This window comes from Mucilaginibacter sp. GW821-FHT07H05, assembly GCF_059418485.1.
Genome location: NZ_JBWKPY010000008.1, coordinates 210,775 through 230,028, shown reverse-complemented (window position 1 = coordinate 230,028; position 19,254 = coordinate 210,775). Strand labels below are relative to the sequence as shown.

Sequence of the window (19,254 nt, the reverse complement as noted above, 5' to 3'; positions counted from 1 at the left end):
ATTAGAGATTAGTTAATTGGGATAGTACATTTAAAGCCTAATCTCTAATTAACTAATCTCTGATCTCTAAAAAATTACTGCATAAGGAACTTAAAATTACCAATATTTTTAAGCGCTGTACCGGTACCGCGTACTACGGCGCGAAGCGGGTCTTCGGCGACGTGAACGGGTAGCTTGGTTTTAGCGGCAATACGTTTATCTAAGCCGCGTAACAAGGCGCCGCCGCCTGTCAGGTAAATACCGGTTTGGTAAATATCGGCCGAAAGTTCGGGCGGGGTAATTTCCAAAGCTTTTAATATCGCTTCCTCTATTTTGGAGATAGATTTATCCAAACAATGCGCAATTTCGGTATACGATACGGTGATCTGTTTGGGTACACCGGTCATCAAATCACGGCCCTGTACGGCAAAATCAGCCGGTGGATCGGCCAGTTCGGGCAGTGCCGCGCCAACCTCAATCTTGATCTTTTCGGCAGTACGGTCACCAATCATAATATTATGCTGGCGGCGGATATACTGAACGATGTCCGAGTCGAAGTTATCACCCGCTACGCGGATGGATTGATCGCATACGATACCCGATAAAGCGATAACTGCTATCTCGGTAGTACCACCACCGATATCGATGATCATGTTGCCCATAGGTTCCTCTACGTCGATACCGATACCTACCGCGGCAGCCATTGGCTCGTGGATCAGGTAAACCTCCTTAGCGCCGGCAATCTCGGCCGAGTCGCGCACGGCGCGTTTCTCTACCTCGGTAATACCCGACGGGATACAGATCACCATACGCAGCGAGGGGAAAAACCAGCCTTTGCCTTTGTTGATCATCTTGATCATACCGCGGATCATGTGCTCGGCCGCGTTAAAGTCGGCAATTACACCATCTTTCAGCGGGCGTACGGTACGGATATTCTCGTGGGTTTTACCCTCCATTTGCATGGCCTGCCGGCCTATGGCGATAACTTTATTTGTTGTCCGGTCAAAAGCTACAATTGACGGTTCATCAACTACAACTTTATCATTATGTATAATGAGGGTATTTGCGGTACCCAGATCTATGGCAATCTCTTGTGTGAAAAAATTAAATAAACCCATGTGGTGTGTATTTCGAAATAATCTGCAAATCTAACTAAATATGAACAGTAATGTTACGAATATGAAAACGAATTAATTAATAATGAATACGAATTAAGTTTTAATGATACGAATTTCACGAATTATACTAATTGCCCCGAATTAGTATTTTTAATAACTCAAATTTTGTGAAATTAGTGCCTATTGATCAGTGAAAATTCGCACCCGGTTTGCTTAGTTCGTGAAATTCGTGTACCTCAATTGGTGTAATGTATTAATGTTTAAAATGGCGTATACCTGTAGTGACCATGCTGATCCCTTTTTGATTAGCCATATCTACAGATAGTTGATCTTTGATAGAACCACCGGGCTGCAACACAGCAATAATACCCGCATCGGCAGCAATTTCTACACAATCCGGGAACGGGAAAAAGGCTTCTGACGCCATCACAGCACCTTTAACGTCAAACCCAAATGCCGCGGCTTTAGCCAGGGCTTGTTGCAAGGCATCCACGCGCGATGTTTGACCCACACCGCTGGACAGCATCTGGTTGTTTTTAACCAGTACAATGGCGTTAGATTTGGTGTTTTTGGCAATCTTATTGGCAATAAACAGGTCTTTTAATTCCTGCTCTGTCGGCTGGCGTTCTGTAACGGTTTTCATATCAGCCGGGCCTTCAATTACCAGGTCTTTATCCTGCTCTATCACTCCGTTCAGCAAGGTTTTAAATTGCTTAACCGGCAACTCAACCGGCTGGCGAACCAGCACAATGCGGCCTTTACGGGCAGTAAGTATAGCTATAGCCTCATCGGTATAAGCCGGAGCTATCAACACTTCATAAAATAACTTATCTATCTCGGCGGCGGTTTCCGCATCTATTTCGGCATTGGTGATAATCACACCACCGAAAGCAGAAACAGGATCGCAGGCCAGGGCATCTATCCAGGCTTCTTTAATAAATTGGCGCGTGGCTACGCCACAGGCGTTAGTATGTTTTAAAATAGCTACGGTAGGTTCGGTAAACTCATCTATTAAAGCCACGGCAGCGTCAACATCTACCAGATTATTGTACGAAAGTTCTTTGCCCTTCTCGCTCAAACTGGTAAACATGGCATCAAGATTGCCGTAAAATACGCCTGATTGATGCGGGTTTTCGCCGTAGCGTAACGCTTTACTGTGCTGTATGCTCTGTTTAAATACCGGGATCGCCTCGGCCTCTTCCTGGTTAAAATAGTTGAAGATGGCGGTATCGTAGTTGGATGAAATATTGAATGCTTTTGCCGCGAAGGTTTTTCGCTGATCGAAAGTGGTGGTACCTTCCTGTGTGGTTAGCAGGTTTTCCAGCGTGCCGTAATCATCTTTTGAAGCAACGATCACCACATCCTTAAAATTTTTAGCTGCCGCGCGGATCAGCGAAATACCGCCGATATCTATCTTTTCGATCACGTCATCCTGCCCGGCGCCCGATTTTACCGTTTCTTCGAAAGGGTACAGGTCTACAATTACCAGGTCAATCTCGGGGATGGCGTATTCGGCCAGCTGCTGCTGGTCGCCTTCAAAACTGCGGCGGGCCAAAATGCCGCCAAATACTTTAGGGTGCAGGGTTTTTACACGCCCGCCCAAGATGGATGGGTACGATGTAAGGTCCTCTACCTTTATCACATCCACACCTAAACTTTTGATAAATGTTTCGGTACCGCCGGTGGTATAAATGGTTACACCAAGGCGGTTTAAGGCATGAATTATAGGCTCAAGATTATCTTTATAATAAACTGATATTAAAGCATTTTTTATTTGGACAGACTGGCTCATCGGCAGGGCTTTTTTTAAGCCGCAAAGGTAGGGATTACAGATTAGAGATTTGTGATTGAAGATTAGTTTTTTTAAGAAAAATACAATTAAACATTGTAGCAATTAAATAGTTGAAAACGTAATGATTATAAACCCGCGATATGAAAACCTATATTTTAGCCCTGGCCTTATTGATAACCCTTTTTGCAGGCGCCTGTAAAAAGGATAATGCAACAACCATTATCACAATTAAAGGTAAATGGAAGCTGGTTGGCAACTACATGAGTAACGGTTCGGCCATGTTTTACACGCCGGTGCCCGTAAAAGCCGATTACGATTATGTGCAGTTTAATAACGATGGTTCTGTAGCGGGCACAGCCTTTAACGGGTATACCACTTATACCTTAAAAGACAGTGTAAACCTAACCCTAACCAAAAGAGATAAAACCACCTGGCAAAACTATCGCTATACCATCAGGCACGATACTTTGCAAATGAGCCCTAATGGTCCTATCCTTTGTATTGAAGGTTGTTCAACCGTGTTTGTATGGGTTGGTAAATGATTGGATTTACAATTTGCCCTCTGTTTTTGAGTTATAACAGAAAGTTTGTAACTTAGTATAATGACCATTGTAACCATAGAATCGGATTCGGAACAAACAACCCAATTGTTGCTTCAGTTTGCGGTAGAGCATGGCTTAACTGTTAAAACAGATGAGCATAGGGTGCTGACTGTTGAAGATGCAGCATTTGGATTTGGAAGAAAGGCAACAGATGCTGAATTAACAGAATACATGATGCTTGATGATGATGAAGAACCGGTAGACATTGAGGTCGCATTTGCTAAATATTCAGACCAACCGCCAGCCAGTCATAGTTGAAAATTATAGTTTATCCTAAAGCAACTGCTGTAATAAACACTGTTGCTGAATTTGTCGAGTCGAAAAATACTCCAGGTAGCGGCAAGAGATACGCTGATAAATTTAAAAAAGCGATAGAAAAACTGGCGCAACCAAATGTTCAATATGCGCTTTGCAATAATGCAGCGTTAGCTCGTTTAAATTATAATTGCGGACATTATAATGATTGGGTCATTGTATTTAAGATCAAAAAAGATAGGTTGACTGTTTATCGCATAATTCACAGTTCTGTAGTATTTTGATTTAACGTCTTACCGTAGGAATACACATAGACGAACCAACTAACGAGAAAGAAATCACTCCTAACTCTTCATTTTCTTCAACAAATTCTCTATCACCCTTGGGAAATGGTGATGCTCCAACTGCTGGATCTTAAATTTAATCACCTCCAGCGTATCGCCGGGTTCAATTTTAAATTTAGACTGGTGAAGGATCTCGCCCTCGTCAAAGTGTTCGTTAGTGAAATGGATGGTAATGCCCGATTCTTCTTCACCCGCAGCCAGTACGGCTTTGTGGATATGATCGCCGTACATGCCTTTACCGCCGTATTTGGGCAGCAGGGCCGGGTGTATATTAATGATTTTATTGGGGAAAGCCTTTAATAACGATGGTGGTACCAGCCAAAGAAAGCCCGCCAGCACAATCAGATCTACCTGCAGGTTTTTCAATAATTTAATAACGTCGTCGGTATCGTAAAATTCGGCCCGGGTAAAAATGTGGGTGGGGATCTCAAAATTATCAGCCCGCTGCAGCACATAGGCCTGCGGGTTATTGGTTAATATCAGTACAACTTCGGCATCGGCGCTGCGTTTAAAATGCTCCATTATTTTCTGAGCATTCGAGCCTGATCCCGAAGCAAAAATGGCGATCCGTTTTTTCATGAAGATGCTATGCTTTTAAATGGCAATTAAACCACTAAATGTGCAAAATGTTTGTTGTTATGTACCGTCAGCCATTCTGTATCAAAACGGCGATACGCTATACTTAGTGTCAAATATAAAATATTGCCTGCCTAAACAAAGCCTTTTATAAAAAAAACAAATTAACCGTAACGGCATGGCGGTTTAACAGCCTTACTTATCTGTAAAATCCTCTTTATGCTTCCTGATATAAGCAATTTGCAGAGACTCTAAATTTTCTTTCTTTTCCAGGGCATAAAATTCATTATCAAGCTTGTTCAGCGGATTGTTATTGTACGATTTGCTGAAACCCTCCAGTGTACCGTCCTGGTGCTTTTTGATATTCTTGTTTTCAGTTTCAAATGTTTTGTTGGCCCGGCTTACCAATTGGGCAAACCGGTTTGCGCCCACCAGCATCAGGGCGCCGGGTGTTAGCTTTGCAAATTTCCCGGCCGAGTTATAATAGTACTGGTTAAAGCCGCCATTCTCTACCTCGGCTTGCAATACCCCAATCATGTAAATGGCTTGCTGCGATTTGTTTAACGATATTATAACCGGGTATTCATCAGAGAGGTCTTTTGCCATTTTTGAGATCAGGTTATCAAAAACAAGTTGCAGTAATTTATCATCTTTTGTTTGGTTTATAAGGGCAGCCGTTAGCTTTTTGGCCCTGGGCTGCGCTAAACTACCGGGCAGGTTAATAAACGCCACTAATACGGTTAAGATCAGGTATACCTTTACGCCTTTCATACTATTCGGGATTGTTGCCCTAATGATACAATTTTTTAAAACCGTAGGGGTAATTAACTACCCTTTTTTAACAAAAAATCTTCCTGATTTTCAGTGCGTAAGCCAATTTTTGCCCATCCGCATTTTACCTTTTGGCATAATTATCGTCTATATATACAAATAGCGGTTAATTATTTAACTAAAAATAGGATTATGAAAACGATGAAATCAATATTTGCAGCCTTAATATTAACAATAGGCTCGCTTACTTTAGCTCATGCACAAACCCGTTTCCATGTAAGCGTAAACACGCCCGGCGTACATGTAAGCGCCGGTAATTATTACCCAATGCACCGGGTATATTATGCCGAACCTGTTTATCAGCCCTACTATCAGTCGGTAGTTTATCATAGGTATTATGGCCGCCCGGTAGTTTATCGCAGTTACTATAGTCGCCCGGCGGTTTACCGTAGCTACTACAGGCACGATAATGGCCGTCATAACGGTTATTACAGGGGCCGTGGCCATGGCAGGTGGTAAGCCCTGCGGGAATGATTAGAGATTAGTTGATTGGAGAATAAGCATAAAAGTAAAAAGCGCCCCGGTTACCGGGGCGCTTTTTTATAATCGGTGAAATCAATTCCTAATCGGTGGAATCACTCCATTAAAATTCCGCGTTCTTCGGGAACCTTGGGAAAGGGATCACATCACGGATGTTGCCCATACCGGTAACAAACAGCACCAAACGCTCAAAGCCTAAGCCAAAGCCGGCGTGCGGGCAGGTACCGAAACGGCGGGTATCCAGATACCACCAAAGCTCATCCTTAGGGATGCCTAACTCGTCCATGCGTTGTTCCAACTTATCCAGGCGCTCTTCGCGTTGCGAACCGCCGATGATCTCGCCAATACCCGGGAACAGGATATCCATGGCGGCCACGGTTTTGCCATCCTCGTTCTGGCGCATGTAAAAGGATTTGATCTCTTTAGGATAATCGGTCAGTACCACCGGTTTTTTAAAGTGTTTCTCTACCAAATAACGCTCATGTTCCGATTGCAGATCGGCGCCCCAGCCCTCAATAAGGTATTGGAATTTCTTCTTTTTATTGTGCGATGATTCGCGCAGGATATCGATAGCTTCGGTATAAGTGATGCGCTCAAAATCGTTATCCAAACAAAACTGAAGCTTATCCAGCAGGCTCATTTCCGAGCGTTCGTTTTGTGGCTTCTGCTTTTCTTCATCGGCCAAACGTTGACTTAAAAACTCCAGGTCGTCCCGGTTTTTATCCAGCGCGTAACTGATCACGTATTTCAGCATGGCCTCGGCCAGGTCAGCGTTGTCTTTCAGATCATAGAAAGCCATTTCGGGCTCAATCATCCAAAACTCGGCCAGGTGGCGGGTAGTGTTAGAGTTTTCGGCACGGAAAGTTGGGCCGAAGGTATAAATATCGCTCAGCGCCATAGCGCCCAGCTCGCCTTCCAACTGACCGGATACGGTAAGGTTGGTAGCGCGACCAAAGAAATCCTGCTTGTAATCGATCTCGCCGGCATCATCTTTAGGGATATTTTCCAGATCGAAATTGGTAACGTGGAAAGTCTCGCCGGCGCCCTCTGCATCACTTGCGGTAATTACCGGGGTATGCAGGTACACAAAACCACGCTCCTGTAAAAATTGGTGTATGGCGAACGACAGGGTATTACGCACACGGAATATCGCGCCAAAAGTATTGGTGCGGAAACGCAGGTGGGCATTTTCCCTTAAAAACTCCAGGCTGTGTTTTTTGGGTTGGATAGGATAAGCTTCCGGGTCGCAATCGCCTAATATTTCAATACTTGTTGCCGGTATTTCTACGGTTTGCCCCTGGCCTAACGATGGCGTTAAAATGCCGCTTACGCTGATAGCCGCGCCAACAGTAATGCGTTTCAGCAGCGCAGGGTCGGTGTTTTCAAAATCTACAACAATCTGGATGTTATTATTGGTTGAGCCATCATTTAAAGCGATAAACCTATTTTGGCGGAATGCGCGTACCCATCCCTTAACAGTTACTTCGGTGCCGGTTTGTGTGCCGGTTAACAATGCTTTAATTTTAGTCCTCTGGCTCATTAGTATCGTATTTTGAGGTGCAAAAATACAATTATTGGGTCAGAAATTAGCCACAATTGCAGTCGAATTTAACCACAAAGGCCATAGGGGAATCTCAATCATAATTTATATTTCATATTTATTAAAAATTGAGTATTATGTTGCTTTAACATTACTTATGAAAACAAAAACCGTCATCGCCGCATTTTTCTTGTGTTCTTTTCTTTCCATAAAGCTGTACGCGCAAACTACGGCTAAAGCCCGGCGCCCGCTTTCAGAACTGCAGCAGTCGTTTGTAGACCTCCGTTTTGGCATGTTCATCCATTTCAACATCCCAACATATTTTAACCAGGACTGGCCCGATCCCGAAGCATCCCCCGCCGTATTTAATCCCCAAAAACTGGATTGCGACCAATGGGCCAGAGCGGCAAAATCGGCAAATATGAGTTATGGCTGCCTCACAACCAAGCACCACAGCGGCTTTTGTATCTGGGATACCAAAACAACAGATTATAGCGTAATGCATAGTCCCTTTAAAAGGGATGTAGTGAAGGAGTTTGTTAAAGCGTTTAGGGCAAATGGTTTAAAAGTAATGCTGTACTATTCCATATTAGATACCCATCATAAACTGCGCCCGCACGAAATTAAGCCCAGGCACATTGATATGGTGAAAAAGCAAATTACCGAGCTGCTGACTAATTATGGCCCAATTGAGGCGCTTATTATCGATGGCTGGGATGCGCCATGGTCAAGGATCTCTTATGACGATATTCCGTTTGAGCAGATCTATAAATTGGTTAAATCTATTCAGCCAAACTGTGTGCTGATGGATTTAAATGGCGCCAAATATCCATCGGACGGGCTTTATTATACAGATATCAAAACCTACGAGATGGGGGCAGGGCAGCGGTTATCTAAAGAAACCAACCAAATGCCGGCTTTGGCCTGTTTGCCTTTGCAAAGCTCCTGGTTTTGGAAAACCAATTTCCCCGAAACGGCAGTGAAAGATCCGGCCAAACTGGTTAACGAAACCTTAATACCATTGAACAAAGCAAACTGCAATTTTATTTTGAATGCGGCCCCCAATCGCGATGGCCTGTTTGATGATAATGCTGTTGCCGCCCTGAAAGAAATTGGAACGTATTACAAAAATGAAGGCGCCCCGGCAAAATTTAAAAATACGGGCGCCCCTATTATTTCCAGCAACCTGGCTAAAAATCAGCCATCCAATTCAAGCTGGAGCGATGATATGGATATTATGGATTTTGCCAATGATGATAATTTCCATTCGTCATGGCAATCTAATCCGGAAGTAAAGCAACCCTGGTATGAAATTGATTTCAAAACCCCTCAAACCTTTAATACCATCACGGTTTTTGAAAGTGCCACTAATATTAAAAAGTATAAACTGGAATACTTTGCAAACAAAACCTGGAAAACAATTTTCGAGGGCGAAAACCTGGATAGGATGAAGCTTCACCGCTTTCAAAAAGTTAGCGCTGAAAAAGTGCGCATAGCTATTCAAACATTTAATAAACCACCATCAATTGCCGAGTTTGGAGTTTATAATGAATCGCGTTAATAGCTGCCTGTTCCACAAAAAGCCGTCAATTTTGACGGCTTTTTGTGTTTAAATCAAACCAGTTTACTGGTTAGCTTCTTTAATTTTAATGATAAAATAATATGCAATCCGTATGGCTAATTCGCTGCCTTATTTTCTTTTTCGTAAAATTATGCCATCATAAAATTTAATAAATGATACGATCGAGCATTACCCCTGTTGTTATAGTTTCGGCCTTGTTGCTGGCGGCCTGCCATCAGCCCAGGCGTACACCTGCTATGAGCAATGCCGGCCAGGTAAACCAGCATAGCAGTTACGACGACAGCACCCTGCACCAAACCGCATTGCCGCTATTAATGCCCTATAACCGCATCATTGACCCGGCCGGTACCGTTTTGCGTTACGGCGAGGAAACCCAGGAAAATCATAGCCTTGATCTGAAAACGATACCCGGCACCAACCTGATGGCAGTGGAAGACAGGTACGGTATAGCCATAGTGAATATAGAAACCCAAAAGATAACCGACAGGTGGCTGTATACAGCCGATACCAAATACCGGGGGATGATGAGCACCTTCTCTGGCCTGGAGGTTTATCAAACAAAAACGGGAGAAATTAAGATCTTGTGGAGCGCGGCCAATGGCGGTAATCACCAATCGTATGTACTGGAAGCGGGATGGGACGGGCAAAAATTATCGGTTAACAAAAGCTTTGCTTTTAAGCCCGAGGGCGAATCGCCGCTGGCTTTGCCTAACGAGCTGCTGATGGATAAACAAAACGGAGTAAATTACTTGTACGTAGTTTTAAACGGCAATAACCAACTGGTTAAAATAGACTGGGACAAGCAAGCTGTAATATGGAGCAAAGCAACCGGCGTAGCGCCTTACGGACTGGCAAAGGCCGGTGATAAACTGTATGTAACCAATTGGGGCGGTCCGCAGGTTACCGATACTGTCGGGCGCGAAACCGCGGGGGTGCCTTATGGCAAGGTTTATACCGATCCTAAAACGGGTGCCACTACCCGCGGCACGGTATCTGTTTTTGAAAGCGGGAGCGGCAATCTGATCAAAGAAATGGCGACCGGCCTGCACCCTAACGATGTAATTGCAAGTGCAGATGGCCAGCAGGTTTATGTAGCTAACGGTAATAGTGATAATATTTCGGTGATCAGGACGGCGGATAATAGGGTTATTGAAACCATTGATGTAAGCCTGCACGCCGGCGATAAGGGTTTTATTGGCGATACGCCTAACGCGCTGGCACTAAGCGCGGATGGCAATACCTTGTATGTAGCCAACGGATTGGATAATGCCGTGGCGGTTATTCATTTAGGCAGCAAGGCGGCCACACATGGCTCGGGCAATAGCAGCCTCAAAGGTTTTATCCCTACCGAAGCTTATCCCGGCGGCCTTGCTATTAAAAATAACACCCTGCTGGTAACCAACCTGGAAGGGGAAGGATCGAGGCTGAACGGCAAAGACATGAAAAGGCGACCGACAGATGTGCCTGCTACTAAAACAGATTTTTTTAATTCGCACCGGCAACTGGCCACTATTTCGTTTATTCCCCTGCCGGATGATCAGCAACTGGCTGATTACACACAAAGGGTAAACCAGCTGAACCTGGCCTACCGTGCCCAGTTAGCCCGCTTGCTGCCCCGTAAAAATATCGCCCCGGTGCCTGTTCCCGAGCGGATAGGGGAGCCATCTGTATTTCAGCATGTGATTTATATTATTAAAGAAAACCGCACTTACGACCAGGTTTTAGGCGATATGAAAGCCGGCAACGGCAACCCCGACCTATGCATTTTTGGCGAGCAAATTACCCCTAATCAGCATCAGATAGCTAAAGATTTTTTACTGCTGGATAATTATTACGCCTCAGGTAAATCATCGGCCGAAGGGCATCAGTGGACAGATGCCGCCATGGTGACCGATTACGTGGAAAAAAGCGTGCGTGGCTGGTTCCGCAGTTATCCGCATACACAAACAGATGCATTAGTGTACGATAAAAAAGGCTTTATCTGGAATAACGCCGCCGATCATGGTAAAAACGTGCGCATTTATGGCGAAGCGGCCACCCCGCATTTTAAAAAGGGGATGACCTGGACACAGATCTATAACGATTACCTGGCTGGTAAACCGTTTAGCTTTACCAATACCACCACTATTGCACGGGTACGGCCCCTGCTATCCCCTAATTACCCGGGATATGATAACCACGAGATTAACGACCAGGTGAGGGCAACCGCGTTTATTAAGGAACTAAATGAATATGAGAGACAACCCGGCGACAAACTCCCCCAATTGATGATCATGAGTTTACCGTCTGACCATACCGGGGGCACAAGCCCTGGCCTGCCTACGCCACGTGCCATGGTGGCCGATAATGACCTGGCCCTGGGCCGCATTGTGGAAGCGGTAAGCAAGAGCCGTTTCTGGAAAAACACGGTCATATTTGTGACGGAGGATGATTCGCAAGCCGGGTGGGACCATATATCGGCTTATCGTACTACAGGGTTTGTTATTAGTCCCTACAGCAGGCTTAAATCAACCGTGCATACCAATTATAATCAAACCTGTATGGTACGCACTATTGAGCAAATTTTAGGGATCCCGCCTATGAATACCATTGATGCTACGGCCCTGCCTATGTTCACCTGCTTTAGCCAGCGGCCCGATAACTTTATTTATACCCATGTAGCCAACCAGGTCCCGCTTAACGAAATGAATGCCAAATTATCCGCCCTGAAAGGGAAGGACCTGTATTTTGCAAAAATGTCGTTAAGGCCCGAGTTTGCCCATATTGATGGCGGTAACGATGACCTGATGAACCGCATCATCTGGCATGCAGCCAAACCTAAGAAGCCTTATCCGCATAAAATGGCCGGCCATGATACAGATGATGATGACGATTAGCGGCCTGTAAACAACCGTCAGATGTTTACTGAAAGTGCGTCGGTTTTTCCATCCGTGCATATCTGCATAATGCCGCATTTACCGCGTTCATCCATACAAAAGGCCCATTCACCGATGCTTGCTTTGTGCGCGGCTATGCTTTGCGCAATTTTACCTCACTATATCATCAATAGGTTTGGTGTTTGATGTGATGGTATATTAACTGTTTTTTCATAAGTGTTTCTGTTAACAGGCGCCTGCATTTACAGGCGCCTGTTTGTTTTATATACCCCATGTACACAATTAACCTGGCCGGTACTTTCTATCTAAGCAATTTGTTTGTAATTTCGGCATTCATAGCGTATTCAAGGTGTATCAGATATTCAGGAAAGAAATTACGTCCTATTTAAGCTCGCTGGTTGCTTATGTTACCATCGGTTTGTTTTTGCTGGTACTGGGCCTTTTTTTATGGGTATTCCCCGATAGCAGTATACTGGATTACGGTTACGCCGGGCTGGACAGCCTGTTTAACATAGCGCCTTTTCTGTTCATGTTCCTGGTGCCCGCCATTACCATGCGTTCGCTGGCCGAAGAACGGAAAGAGGGTACTTTTGAGTTGCTGGTAACCCGCCCGTTAACCGATGTGCAGATTGTTTTAGGCAAGTATTTTGCCAGTGTATTATTGCTGCTTTGTGCCTTGTTACCTACCCTGTTTTATTATTGGACGGTGTATGCCTTAGGCACCCCACAGGGCAATGTAGATACCGGCGGCGTCATCGGGTCGTATATCGGTCTGTTCTTATTAGGCAGCGGTTTTGCGGCTATTGGCATCTTTGCTTCGGCTATCACCAAAAATCAGATCATCGCTTTTGCGCTGGCCGTTTTTCTTTGCTTCTTCATTTTCAGCGGGTTCGATTCGCTAAGCGGATTGCTTTCCTTACAGGATTATTCTATTCAATATTTAGGGATTACCGAGCATTATCAATCGGTTAGCCGCGGTGTGCTGGATACACGCGATCTGGCTTACTTTATCATCCTTGCTGCTATTTTTATCGCGCTTACGCTGTTTGCCCTTATTCGCCAAAGGCAGAAGAAAATTAATGTTAAAGCAACCGGCGCTTTATTAGCCGGGTTGATCGTTTTACTCATCTTATCCAAAGTCTCTTTCACCCGGATTGATTTTACTAAGGAGAAACGCTATACCATATCGGCCATCAGCCGCAACGTGATGGACAGCTTAACCACGCCGGTTAGGGTAACCGTGTTTTTAAAAGGCGACGGCTTCCCTGCCGGGATGAAACGCCTGCAATATGCCACCCGCGATATGCTGAGCGATTTACAGGCTTACAGTCACGGTAAACTGCAGTTTGATATAGTAGACCCGCTGAAAAACCTGGCCGAAAGTGAACAGGATACCGTAATACAAAACCTGAAAGGCCGCGGTATCGATCCCATTAACCTGAGCGTGAAAACGGAGAGCGGGCAAAGCCAAAAGATCATTTTCCCGGCGGCCATGGTGACCGCCAATAATATCGAGTTACCTGTGGGATTATTGCAAACCCGCGAAGGCGCAAGCGATGAAGAAGCCTTGAATTACTCCATCCAAAACCTGGAATATGCTTTTACATCGGCCATTAAAAAAATAACCACCACCGGCAGGCAGCGCATTGGCATTACCGAAGGCCATAACGAGTTAACCGACCTGCAAATGTATGATGCCCGCCGCGTATTAACGGATGGCTTTGATGTGGGCCGGGTTGATCTAAAGCTGATATCGATGGACGGGTTGAAAAAGATCAGTCTGCTCATTATCCCCAAACCCGATCTGCCTTTTACCGAATTAGAGAAATTTAAGATAGACCAATACCTGATGAACGGCGGCCGTATATTATGGAGCCTTGACCAGGTGAGCGCCGAACTGGACAGCCTGCGCGGCCATGGCGGCGAGCAACTGGCTTTTCCTAAAAAACTAAACCTGGACGATCAGCTATTCACCTACGGCGTGCGTTTAAATTACGACCTGATTGCCGATATGAACTGCGCCGAAATCCCCATTACCACGGGCGGCACAGGCGGTAACCCGCAGATCCAAATGCTGCACTGGTTGTTTTACCCGCTGTTTTTACCCATGTCCAAACATCCTGCGGTTAAAAACCTGGAGGGTATCCGCAGCGAATTTGCCAGTACGATTGATACCATCGGTATAAAAAATGTAAGTAAAACCATTTTGCTTACCTCATCGCCATTTAATAAAACGTTTAATACGCCATACATGCTGTCGCTGCAGTTGCTGGAGCAGGATCCCGATCCGGCCACTTTCCAGAGTGTGCCAAAAACAGTGGGCGTACTACTGGAAGGGAGTTTTAAGTCTACCTTTTTAAACAGGCCTGTTCCCGAAGGGTTCACCGGGCAGATACAGCCTTTGGCGGCCAGCAAACCCACAAAAATGGTGGTGTTAAGCGATGGGGATATTTTTAAAAATCAGATAGCCAAAGATGGTACGCCTTACCCTTTAGGCTTTGATCATTACACGGGCACCAATTACGGTAACCGCAACCTGCTGCTTAACCTGGCCGATTACCTGACCGGCGATGCCCGACTGATTGCCTTGCGTAACAAAGAGATCCAGTTGCGGCTGCTTAACCGTGCCCGGATAAAGAACGAAAAGCTGTACTGGCAGGTGATAAATACCGTGGGACCGTTGCTGTTGGTGTTAATATTCGCTATTTTTCAACATTATTTGCGGAAGCGCAAGTATGCGCACTAATTTTTTATATTTTTGGTAGATTAAATCCTTCATATGAGATTCATTGTTTCGACGTCTACGTTACTAAAGCAACTACAATCAGTAAGCGGTGCGCTTAGCAACAGTACCGTATTGCCGATCCTGGAAAACTTTTTATTTGAAATAAAAGATGGCAACCTGACCATTTCGGCCACCGACCTGCAAACCAGCATGACCACCTCCCTTACGTTAAGCGAGGCAAAGGAAAACGGCCGCATAGCTATACCATCGCGCATCTTATTGGATACGCTAAAATCATTACCTGAGCAGCCTATCGCTTTTTCGGTTGATGATAAAACTTTCGCTATTGAGATAAATGCAGGCGATGGTAAATACAAGCTAAGCGGCGAAAACGGCGACGATTTCCCGAAGATCCCGGTAGTAGAAAATGGCTCGTCGGTTAACCTGCCGTCATCGGTATTGGCCGAGGCGATCAACAAAACCATCTTCGCGGTGAGTAATGACGAATTGCGCCCGGCAATGACAGGTGTATTTTGCCAGTTAACCCCGCAATCGTTCACCTTTGTTGCTACCGACGCGCATAAACTGGTACGCTACCGCCGTAAGGATGCTAAAGCAGAAAGCGCTACATCGTTCATCCTTCCTAAAAAGGCTTTGAACCTGTTGAAATCGGCCCTGCCATCCGAAGATGTGAATGTATCGGTTGAGTATAACAATACCAGCGCGTTCTTTAAATTTGGTAACATTAATTTAGTGTGCCGTTTAATTGACGAGCGTTACCCGGATTATGAAGCGGTTATCCCGCAAAATAATCCTAATATGATGACGATTGACCGCCAGGCGTTTTTAGGTTCATTAAGCCGTGTGGCTATTTATGCCAATAAAACCACGCACCAGGTAAGGTTGAAAATTAATGGCAGCGAGTTAAATATCTCGTCAGAAGATATTGACTTTAGCAACGAGGCGCACGAGCGCCTGAACTGCCAGTACGAAGGCGATGATATGGAGATTGGCTTTAACGCCCGCTTTTTAATAGAAATGTTAAAAAACCTGAGCGGCGAAGAAGTAGCCCTCCACATGAGTACCCCTAACAGGGCCGGACTATTATTACCACAAGGCGGCGACGAAAACGAAGACGTGCTGATGCTGGTAATGCCGGTAATGTTAAATAGTTACGCTTAAGTGTAAACTTAAATTATAGATCCAAAAAATGAAAAATCCCGGCGCGATGCCGGGATTTTTTTGTTTATGGGCTTTTCGAAAGCGGGAGACCTGTGCGATTCCCTCCCACGGGGAGGGTGTAGGGAGGGGTTTGATCACCATGCAACCGTATAAACCCCTTCCTCCCAACGCGGAACCCTTCGCACCCCTCCCCATGGGAGGGAACTGTTTATCGCCACGGCTACGGCCGCAACAGCAAAACTTTACTTACCTTAGATTATGAACATCGAACAAATCCGCACTTTTTGCCTGTCCCTGCCATCCGTTACCGAGGACGTAAAATGGGGCAACGACCTTTGCTTTTGCATTGGCGCTAAAATGTTTTGCGTAACCGGGTTAACCGGTCCGTTTGGGGTATCGTTTAAAGTAAAGGATGATGAGTTTGAAGAGTTAAGCACTACGCCCGATATTATCCCCGCTCCTTACGTGGCCCGGTATAAATGGATCTTTGTAAGCGCGGAAGACCGGTTTAGCAAAGATAAATGGGAGCATTATATCCGCCAATCGTACGAATTGGTTAAGGCGAAACTGCCTAAAGGCATGTTGGCGAAGTTGGGTTGATAAGGGATTGTCATTGCGAGTTTTAGAATCCCGGTGGGACTTTGAAGATGTGGATGACGTTAAAACCACGATGTCATTTCGATAGAGCAAGGGCAGGGGTTGCGGGGAGGGCGAAAGAGAAATCTTGTACGCGCGATAGGTAAATCGTATAAGATTTCTCCTCACCCCAACCCATTACCTCCGCAGGTTCGTTCGAAATGACATGGTATTTAAAACAGCTACGTCATGGGTAGGTACGAAGCAATCCTCGGTGTTAAGGTCAACTTTGCAAGTCCACTCTGCCTGCCGGGGATTGCTTCGTACCTCGCAATGACGGGATGGTAAGTAAAAAGCCCGGCGTGTTTTCAAACACGCCGGGCTTTTTAGTGGCATTAAGGGGGACATCAATCTACCAGCACCCCGATATAATAATTAAAGGTATCCACCTCTAAATTCTCTTTGGTTAAACCGGCCAGCTCAACAGGGGCAAAGCGGGTTGATAGGTTAACAAATTTATACTCGCCGCCTTTGGCGCGGATGCGTACGGGCATGTTAAAGCCATTTACATCAGCTATCCAGCGGGCCACTGCACGGCCGTTCTCAAAACGGAACTCCAGTACAGGGATGTTTTTATAACGCAGGTACTGATCAAAAATGCTGGTCAGGTTTATGCCGGCTTGTGTGTTAATATAATCTACCACCTGCTCGGTTGTTACCGTTTGGTGATAGAAGGTTTTGTTTAACCCGCGCAGGATTCCGCGCCATTTTTCATCGTTGTTAATGATGGTGCGGATCATATTCAGCATGTTGCCGCTTTTGGGGTACATATCGCCGCTGCCCTCTTTGTTTACACCGTAGATACCGATAATAGGTTCATCGTTAGCTATCCCGCGACGGGTACCGTGCACATATTCCTGCCCGGCCAGTTTGCTGCCGGTAGAATGTTCGATAAACAGCGATTCGGAATAATTGGTGAACCCTTCGTGGATCCACATATCGGCATTGTCCTTATCGGTAATGTTATTGCCAAACCACTCGTGCCCGCTTTCGTGCACTACTATAAAGTCCCAGGTTAAACCATGGCCCGTGCCCGAAAGATCGCGGCCGAGGTAGCCGTTGCGGTATTTGTTGCCATAGGCCACACCGCTTTGGTGTTCCATCCCCAGGTGAGGGGTTTCTACCAGTTTGTAGCTATCCTCGTAAAACGGGTAGGGGCCAAACCAATATTCAAAAGCCTTTAGCATGGGCGTAACATTGGCGCCCCATTGCTTTTTAGCCTTATCAAGGTTGTAGGCTAAAGGCCAGAAATCCATATCCAGCTTGCCCTTTTCGCCCATGTAGATGCCACTGTAATGCGCGTAATCGGCTATGTTGGCTTCCACGTTATAGTTGTTAATGGGTTGCGATACAAACCAATCGAACCGGGTATAGCCGTTTTTCAGGTCGGTTACCTTGCGCAGGCGGCCGTTAGATACATCTTTTAACCCGGTTGGTACGCTGATGCTGATCAGGATACTATCCGCCTCGTCGGTCAGCTGGTCTTTGTTAGGCCACCAGATAGCGGCACCCACACCCTCGCAGGCGGTAGCCACCCATGGTTTACCCAGCGAATCGGTAGCGAATACCACACCGCCATCCCAGGGGGCGCGTTTGGCAATAGTTGGGTTACCCGAGTAGTAAACCGTAAACTCATCTTTAGTGCCTTTAACAATGTCTTTAGGCAGTTCCAGAAAAACGGCGTTAAACTCGCGTTTATAGGGTAGCTCCTTGCCTTTGTAAACCACCTTATCGATGTTCAGGTTGGCAAACAGGTCAAATTGCAGCTTCTTCATATCGCGTGTAGCGGTGAATTTAAACAGGTTGCTGCCGCTGATGAATTTCTTTTCGATATCAAACTTCACATCCAGGTGATAGTAATTGATATCGTAACAGGTGCGCAAAGGCGCGTTCTGGTTGCCATGCAGCGAATCGGCACGGGTGAAATTCGCGCGAGGGGTTAATAATTGCGCCTGCGCGTTTCTTGCAAAAGCAAATACTGCAATAAGTATCGAAGCAATGTGATACAGGTATTTTGTTTTCATTTTCAAATTTATCTGTTTAAATCTATTTCCATGTTTCCATGATGTTTTTCTTCCAAAGGTTAGCAGCGTATTGCCTGAACACTTCGGGGCCTGTTTTAAATGCATCATCAAAGGTGTATTTGCCACCCACAAAATCCTTGTCCGTTGCCATCACACGATTTTCACCTCTAACGGCATACTTTTTATCGCCTTCGTGCATAATTATCTTCATGTTACTTGGGCTTACATCGCCGTGGCAAACGGTTACATACATTAGCCATACTTCAGCCTTTCCATCTTTATTCAAGTCGGTAATGGCAAAAGTATTTGGTAAGTACCTGGCAGCTAAATCAACAGGGCAGTCCTTTATAAAATCATAGGTTTGCCAGGTCAGTTTAAAATCGTTACCGGTAACTTTATAATGATAGGCATACAAGGCAGCATCCCTGCCGTCAATTTCTTTATCTTTCGATGGCGTTAATCCCGTTTCGGCAGTTAGCACTAAATGATCACCCGCAACATCTGTATACCGTACCGCATTAATGATATGGCCGGCGTATTTGATAGTTGCCGGTATATCCTTTTTATCGAGCGTAGTTATTTTTAACTGCGCAAAGGAAATTAGTGTGCTGCTCAACAACAAACCAGGTAGTAAAAGCAAACGGAGCTTTGGCATTCTATATTTAGAATCAAATAGCGAGAGGCAAAACCCCTCGCTATGGTAATTTATTTG

The 19,254-nt window shown here is 45.4% G+C and carries 16 protein-coding genes; 9 read left to right on the top strand and 7 right to left on the bottom strand.

What is annotated here, in order from left to right; all coding sequences use genetic code 11:
- Window positions 1-74: 74 nt before the first annotated feature.
- Both AC07M6_RS21205 and purH read right to left on the bottom strand, forming a co-directional pair.
- Window positions 75-1,097 (bottom strand): rod shape-determining protein, encoded by a 1,023-nt coding sequence (locus AC07M6_RS21205; protein WP_173413238.1) that lies wholly within the window; start codon window positions 1,095-1,097, stop codon window positions 75-77.
- Window positions 1,098-1,350: 253 nt separating this feature from the next.
- Window positions 1,351-2,889 (bottom strand): bifunctional phosphoribosylaminoimidazolecarboxamide formyltransferase/IMP cyclohydrolase, encoded by a 1,539-nt coding sequence (purH, locus tag AC07M6_RS21200; RefSeq protein WP_494892927.1) that lies wholly within the window; start codon window positions 2,887-2,889, stop codon window positions 1,351-1,353.
- Window positions 2,890-3,029: 140 nt separating this feature from the next.
- On the opposite strand from purH, the gene AC07M6_RS21195 reads away from it, so the two are divergent.
- Genes AC07M6_RS21195 through AC07M6_RS21185 form a run of 3 tightly spaced genes read left to right on the top strand, consistent with a single transcriptional unit; the run spans window position 3,030 to window position 4,030 of the window.
- Window positions 3,030-3,431 (top strand): hypothetical protein, encoded by a 402-nt coding sequence (locus tag AC07M6_RS21195; protein WP_494892925.1) that lies wholly within the window; start codon window positions 3,030-3,032, stop codon window positions 3,429-3,431.
- Window positions 3,432-3,491: 60 nt separating this feature from the next.
- A complete protein-coding gene (locus AC07M6_RS21190; RefSeq protein WP_494892924.1) occupies window positions 3,492-3,749 on the top strand; it encodes a hypothetical protein in 258 nt (85 codons plus the stop codon).
- The gene (locus AC07M6_RS21185; RefSeq protein ID WP_494892923.1) at window positions 3,746-4,030 is read left to right on the top strand and encodes a type II toxin-antitoxin system RelE/ParE family toxin; all 285 of its coding nucleotides are present in this window, start codon (window positions 3,746-3,748) and stop codon (window positions 4,028-4,030) included. The genes AC07M6_RS21190 and AC07M6_RS21185 overlap by 4 nt, the downstream gene beginning before the upstream one ends.
- Window positions 4,031-4,090: 60 nt before the next feature.
- Here AC07M6_RS21185 and purN read toward each other — a convergent pair whose 3' ends face one another.
- Entirely contained in the window at window positions 4,091-4,669 is a 579-nt protein-coding gene (gene purN, locus AC07M6_RS21180) for a phosphoribosylglycinamide formyltransferase (protein WP_494892922.1), read from the bottom strand.
- Window positions 4,670-4,861: 192 nt separating this feature from the next.
- On the bottom strand, window positions 4,862-5,437 hold the full coding sequence (locus AC07M6_RS21175; RefSeq protein WP_494892921.1) for a DMP19 family protein: 576 nt from the start codon (window positions 5,435-5,437) through the stop codon (window positions 4,862-4,864).
- 192 nt (window positions 5,438-5,629) lie between these two features.
- On the opposite strand from AC07M6_RS21175, the gene AC07M6_RS21170 reads away from it, so the two are divergent.
- Window positions 5,630-5,956, top strand: a complete 327-nt coding sequence (locus tag AC07M6_RS21170) for a hypothetical protein (RefSeq protein ID WP_494892919.1) — start codon at window positions 5,630-5,632, stop codon at window positions 5,954-5,956.
- A 124-nt stretch (window positions 5,957-6,080) separates the two neighbouring features.
- Here the strand turns inward: AC07M6_RS21170 and asnS are convergent, their stop codons facing one another.
- Window positions 6,081-7,517, bottom strand: a complete 1,437-nt coding sequence (gene asnS / locus AC07M6_RS21165; RefSeq protein ID WP_494892917.1) for an asparagine--tRNA ligase — start codon at window positions 7,515-7,517, stop codon at window positions 6,081-6,083.
- 157 nt (window positions 7,518-7,674) lie between these two features.
- Here asnS and AC07M6_RS21160 point away from each other — a divergent pair, with 157 nt between their 5' ends.
- The 5 genes from AC07M6_RS21160 (at window position 7,675) to AC07M6_RS21140 (ending at window position 16,482) form a co-directional block, all read left to right on the top strand.
- Window positions 7,675-9,078: an alpha-L-fucosidase gene (locus AC07M6_RS21160; protein WP_494892916.1), complete on the top strand. Its 1,404-nt coding sequence runs from the start codon at window positions 7,675-7,677 to the stop codon at window positions 9,076-9,078.
- A gap of 173 nt (window positions 9,079-9,251) precedes the next feature.
- Window positions 9,252-11,975, top strand: coding sequence for a bifunctional YncE family protein/alkaline phosphatase family protein (locus AC07M6_RS21155; protein WP_494892914.1), 2,724 nt, complete (start codon window positions 9,252-9,254; stop codon window positions 11,973-11,975).
- 349 nt (window positions 11,976-12,324) lie between these two features.
- On the top strand, window positions 12,325-14,721 hold the full coding sequence (gene gldG / locus AC07M6_RS21150) for a gliding motility-associated ABC transporter substrate-binding protein GldG (protein ID WP_494892912.1): 2,397 nt from the start codon (window positions 12,325-12,327) through the stop codon (window positions 14,719-14,721).
- 33 nt (window positions 14,722-14,754) lie between these two features.
- A complete protein-coding gene (dnaN, locus tag AC07M6_RS21145; RefSeq protein ID WP_494892910.1) occupies window positions 14,755-15,882 on the top strand; it encodes a DNA polymerase III subunit beta in 1,128 nt (375 codons plus the stop codon).
- Between the two features lie 258 nt (window positions 15,883-16,140).
- Window positions 16,141-16,482, top strand: coding sequence for an MmcQ/YjbR family DNA-binding protein (locus tag AC07M6_RS21140; protein ID WP_494892908.1), 342 nt, complete (start codon window positions 16,141-16,143; stop codon window positions 16,480-16,482).
- 383 nt (window positions 16,483-16,865) lie between these two features.
- On the opposite strand, the gene AC07M6_RS21135 is transcribed toward AC07M6_RS21140, so the two are convergent.
- Window positions 16,866-18,542: a M1 family metallopeptidase gene (locus AC07M6_RS21135; RefSeq protein WP_494892906.1), complete on the bottom strand. Its 1,677-nt coding sequence runs from the start codon at window positions 18,540-18,542 to the stop codon at window positions 16,866-16,868.
- 22 nt (window positions 18,543-18,564) lie between these two features.
- A complete protein-coding gene (locus tag AC07M6_RS21130; protein ID WP_494892904.1) occupies window positions 18,565-19,197 on the bottom strand; it encodes a M949_RS01915 family surface polysaccharide biosynthesis protein in 633 nt (210 codons plus the stop codon).
- Window positions 19,198-19,254: the final 57 nt, after the last annotated feature.

Coding starts and splice junctions, on each gene's coding strand:
- dnaN (WP_494892910.1), top strand. CDS start 14,755: ATGAGATTCATTGTTTCGACGTCTACGTTACTAAAGCAACTACAATCA.
- asnS (WP_494892917.1), bottom strand. CDS start 7,517: ATGAGCCAGAGGACTAAAATTAAAGCATTGTTAACCGGCACACAAACC.
- AC07M6_RS21140 (WP_494892908.1), top strand. CDS start 16,141: ATGAACATCGAACAAATCCGCACTTTTTGCCTGTCCCTGCCATCCGTT.
- AC07M6_RS21135 (WP_494892906.1), bottom strand. CDS start 18,542: ATGAAAACAAAATACCTGTATCACATTGCTTCGATACTTATTGCAGTA.
- AC07M6_RS21195 (WP_494892925.1), top strand. CDS start 3,030: ATGAAAACCTATATTTTAGCCCTGGCCTTATTGATAACCCTTTTTGCA.
- AC07M6_RS21170 (WP_494892919.1), top strand. CDS start 5,630: ATGAAAACGATGAAATCAATATTTGCAGCCTTAATATTAACAATAGGC.
- AC07M6_RS21130 (WP_494892904.1), bottom strand. CDS start 19,197: ATGCCAAAGCTCCGTTTGCTTTTACTACCTGGTTTGTTGTTGAGCAGC.
- AC07M6_RS21205 (WP_173413238.1), bottom strand. CDS start 1,097: ATGGGTTTATTTAATTTTTTCACACAAGAGATTGCCATAGATCTGGGT.
- AC07M6_RS21155 (WP_494892914.1), top strand. CDS start 9,252: ATGATACGATCGAGCATTACCCCTGTTGTTATAGTTTCGGCCTTGTTG.
- AC07M6_RS21160 (WP_494892916.1), top strand. CDS start 7,675: ATGAAAACAAAAACCGTCATCGCCGCATTTTTCTTGTGTTCTTTTCTT.
- purN (WP_494892922.1), bottom strand. CDS start 4,669: ATGAAAAAACGGATCGCCATTTTTGCTTCGGGATCAGGCTCGAATGCT.
- AC07M6_RS21190 (WP_494892924.1), top strand. CDS start 3,492: ATGACCATTGTAACCATAGAATCGGATTCGGAACAAACAACCCAATTG.
- purH (WP_494892927.1), bottom strand. CDS start 2,889: ATGAGCCAGTCTGTCCAAATAAAAAATGCTTTAATATCAGTTTATTAT.
- AC07M6_RS21175 (WP_494892921.1), bottom strand. CDS start 5,437: ATGAAAGGCGTAAAGGTATACCTGATCTTAACCGTATTAGTGGCGTTT.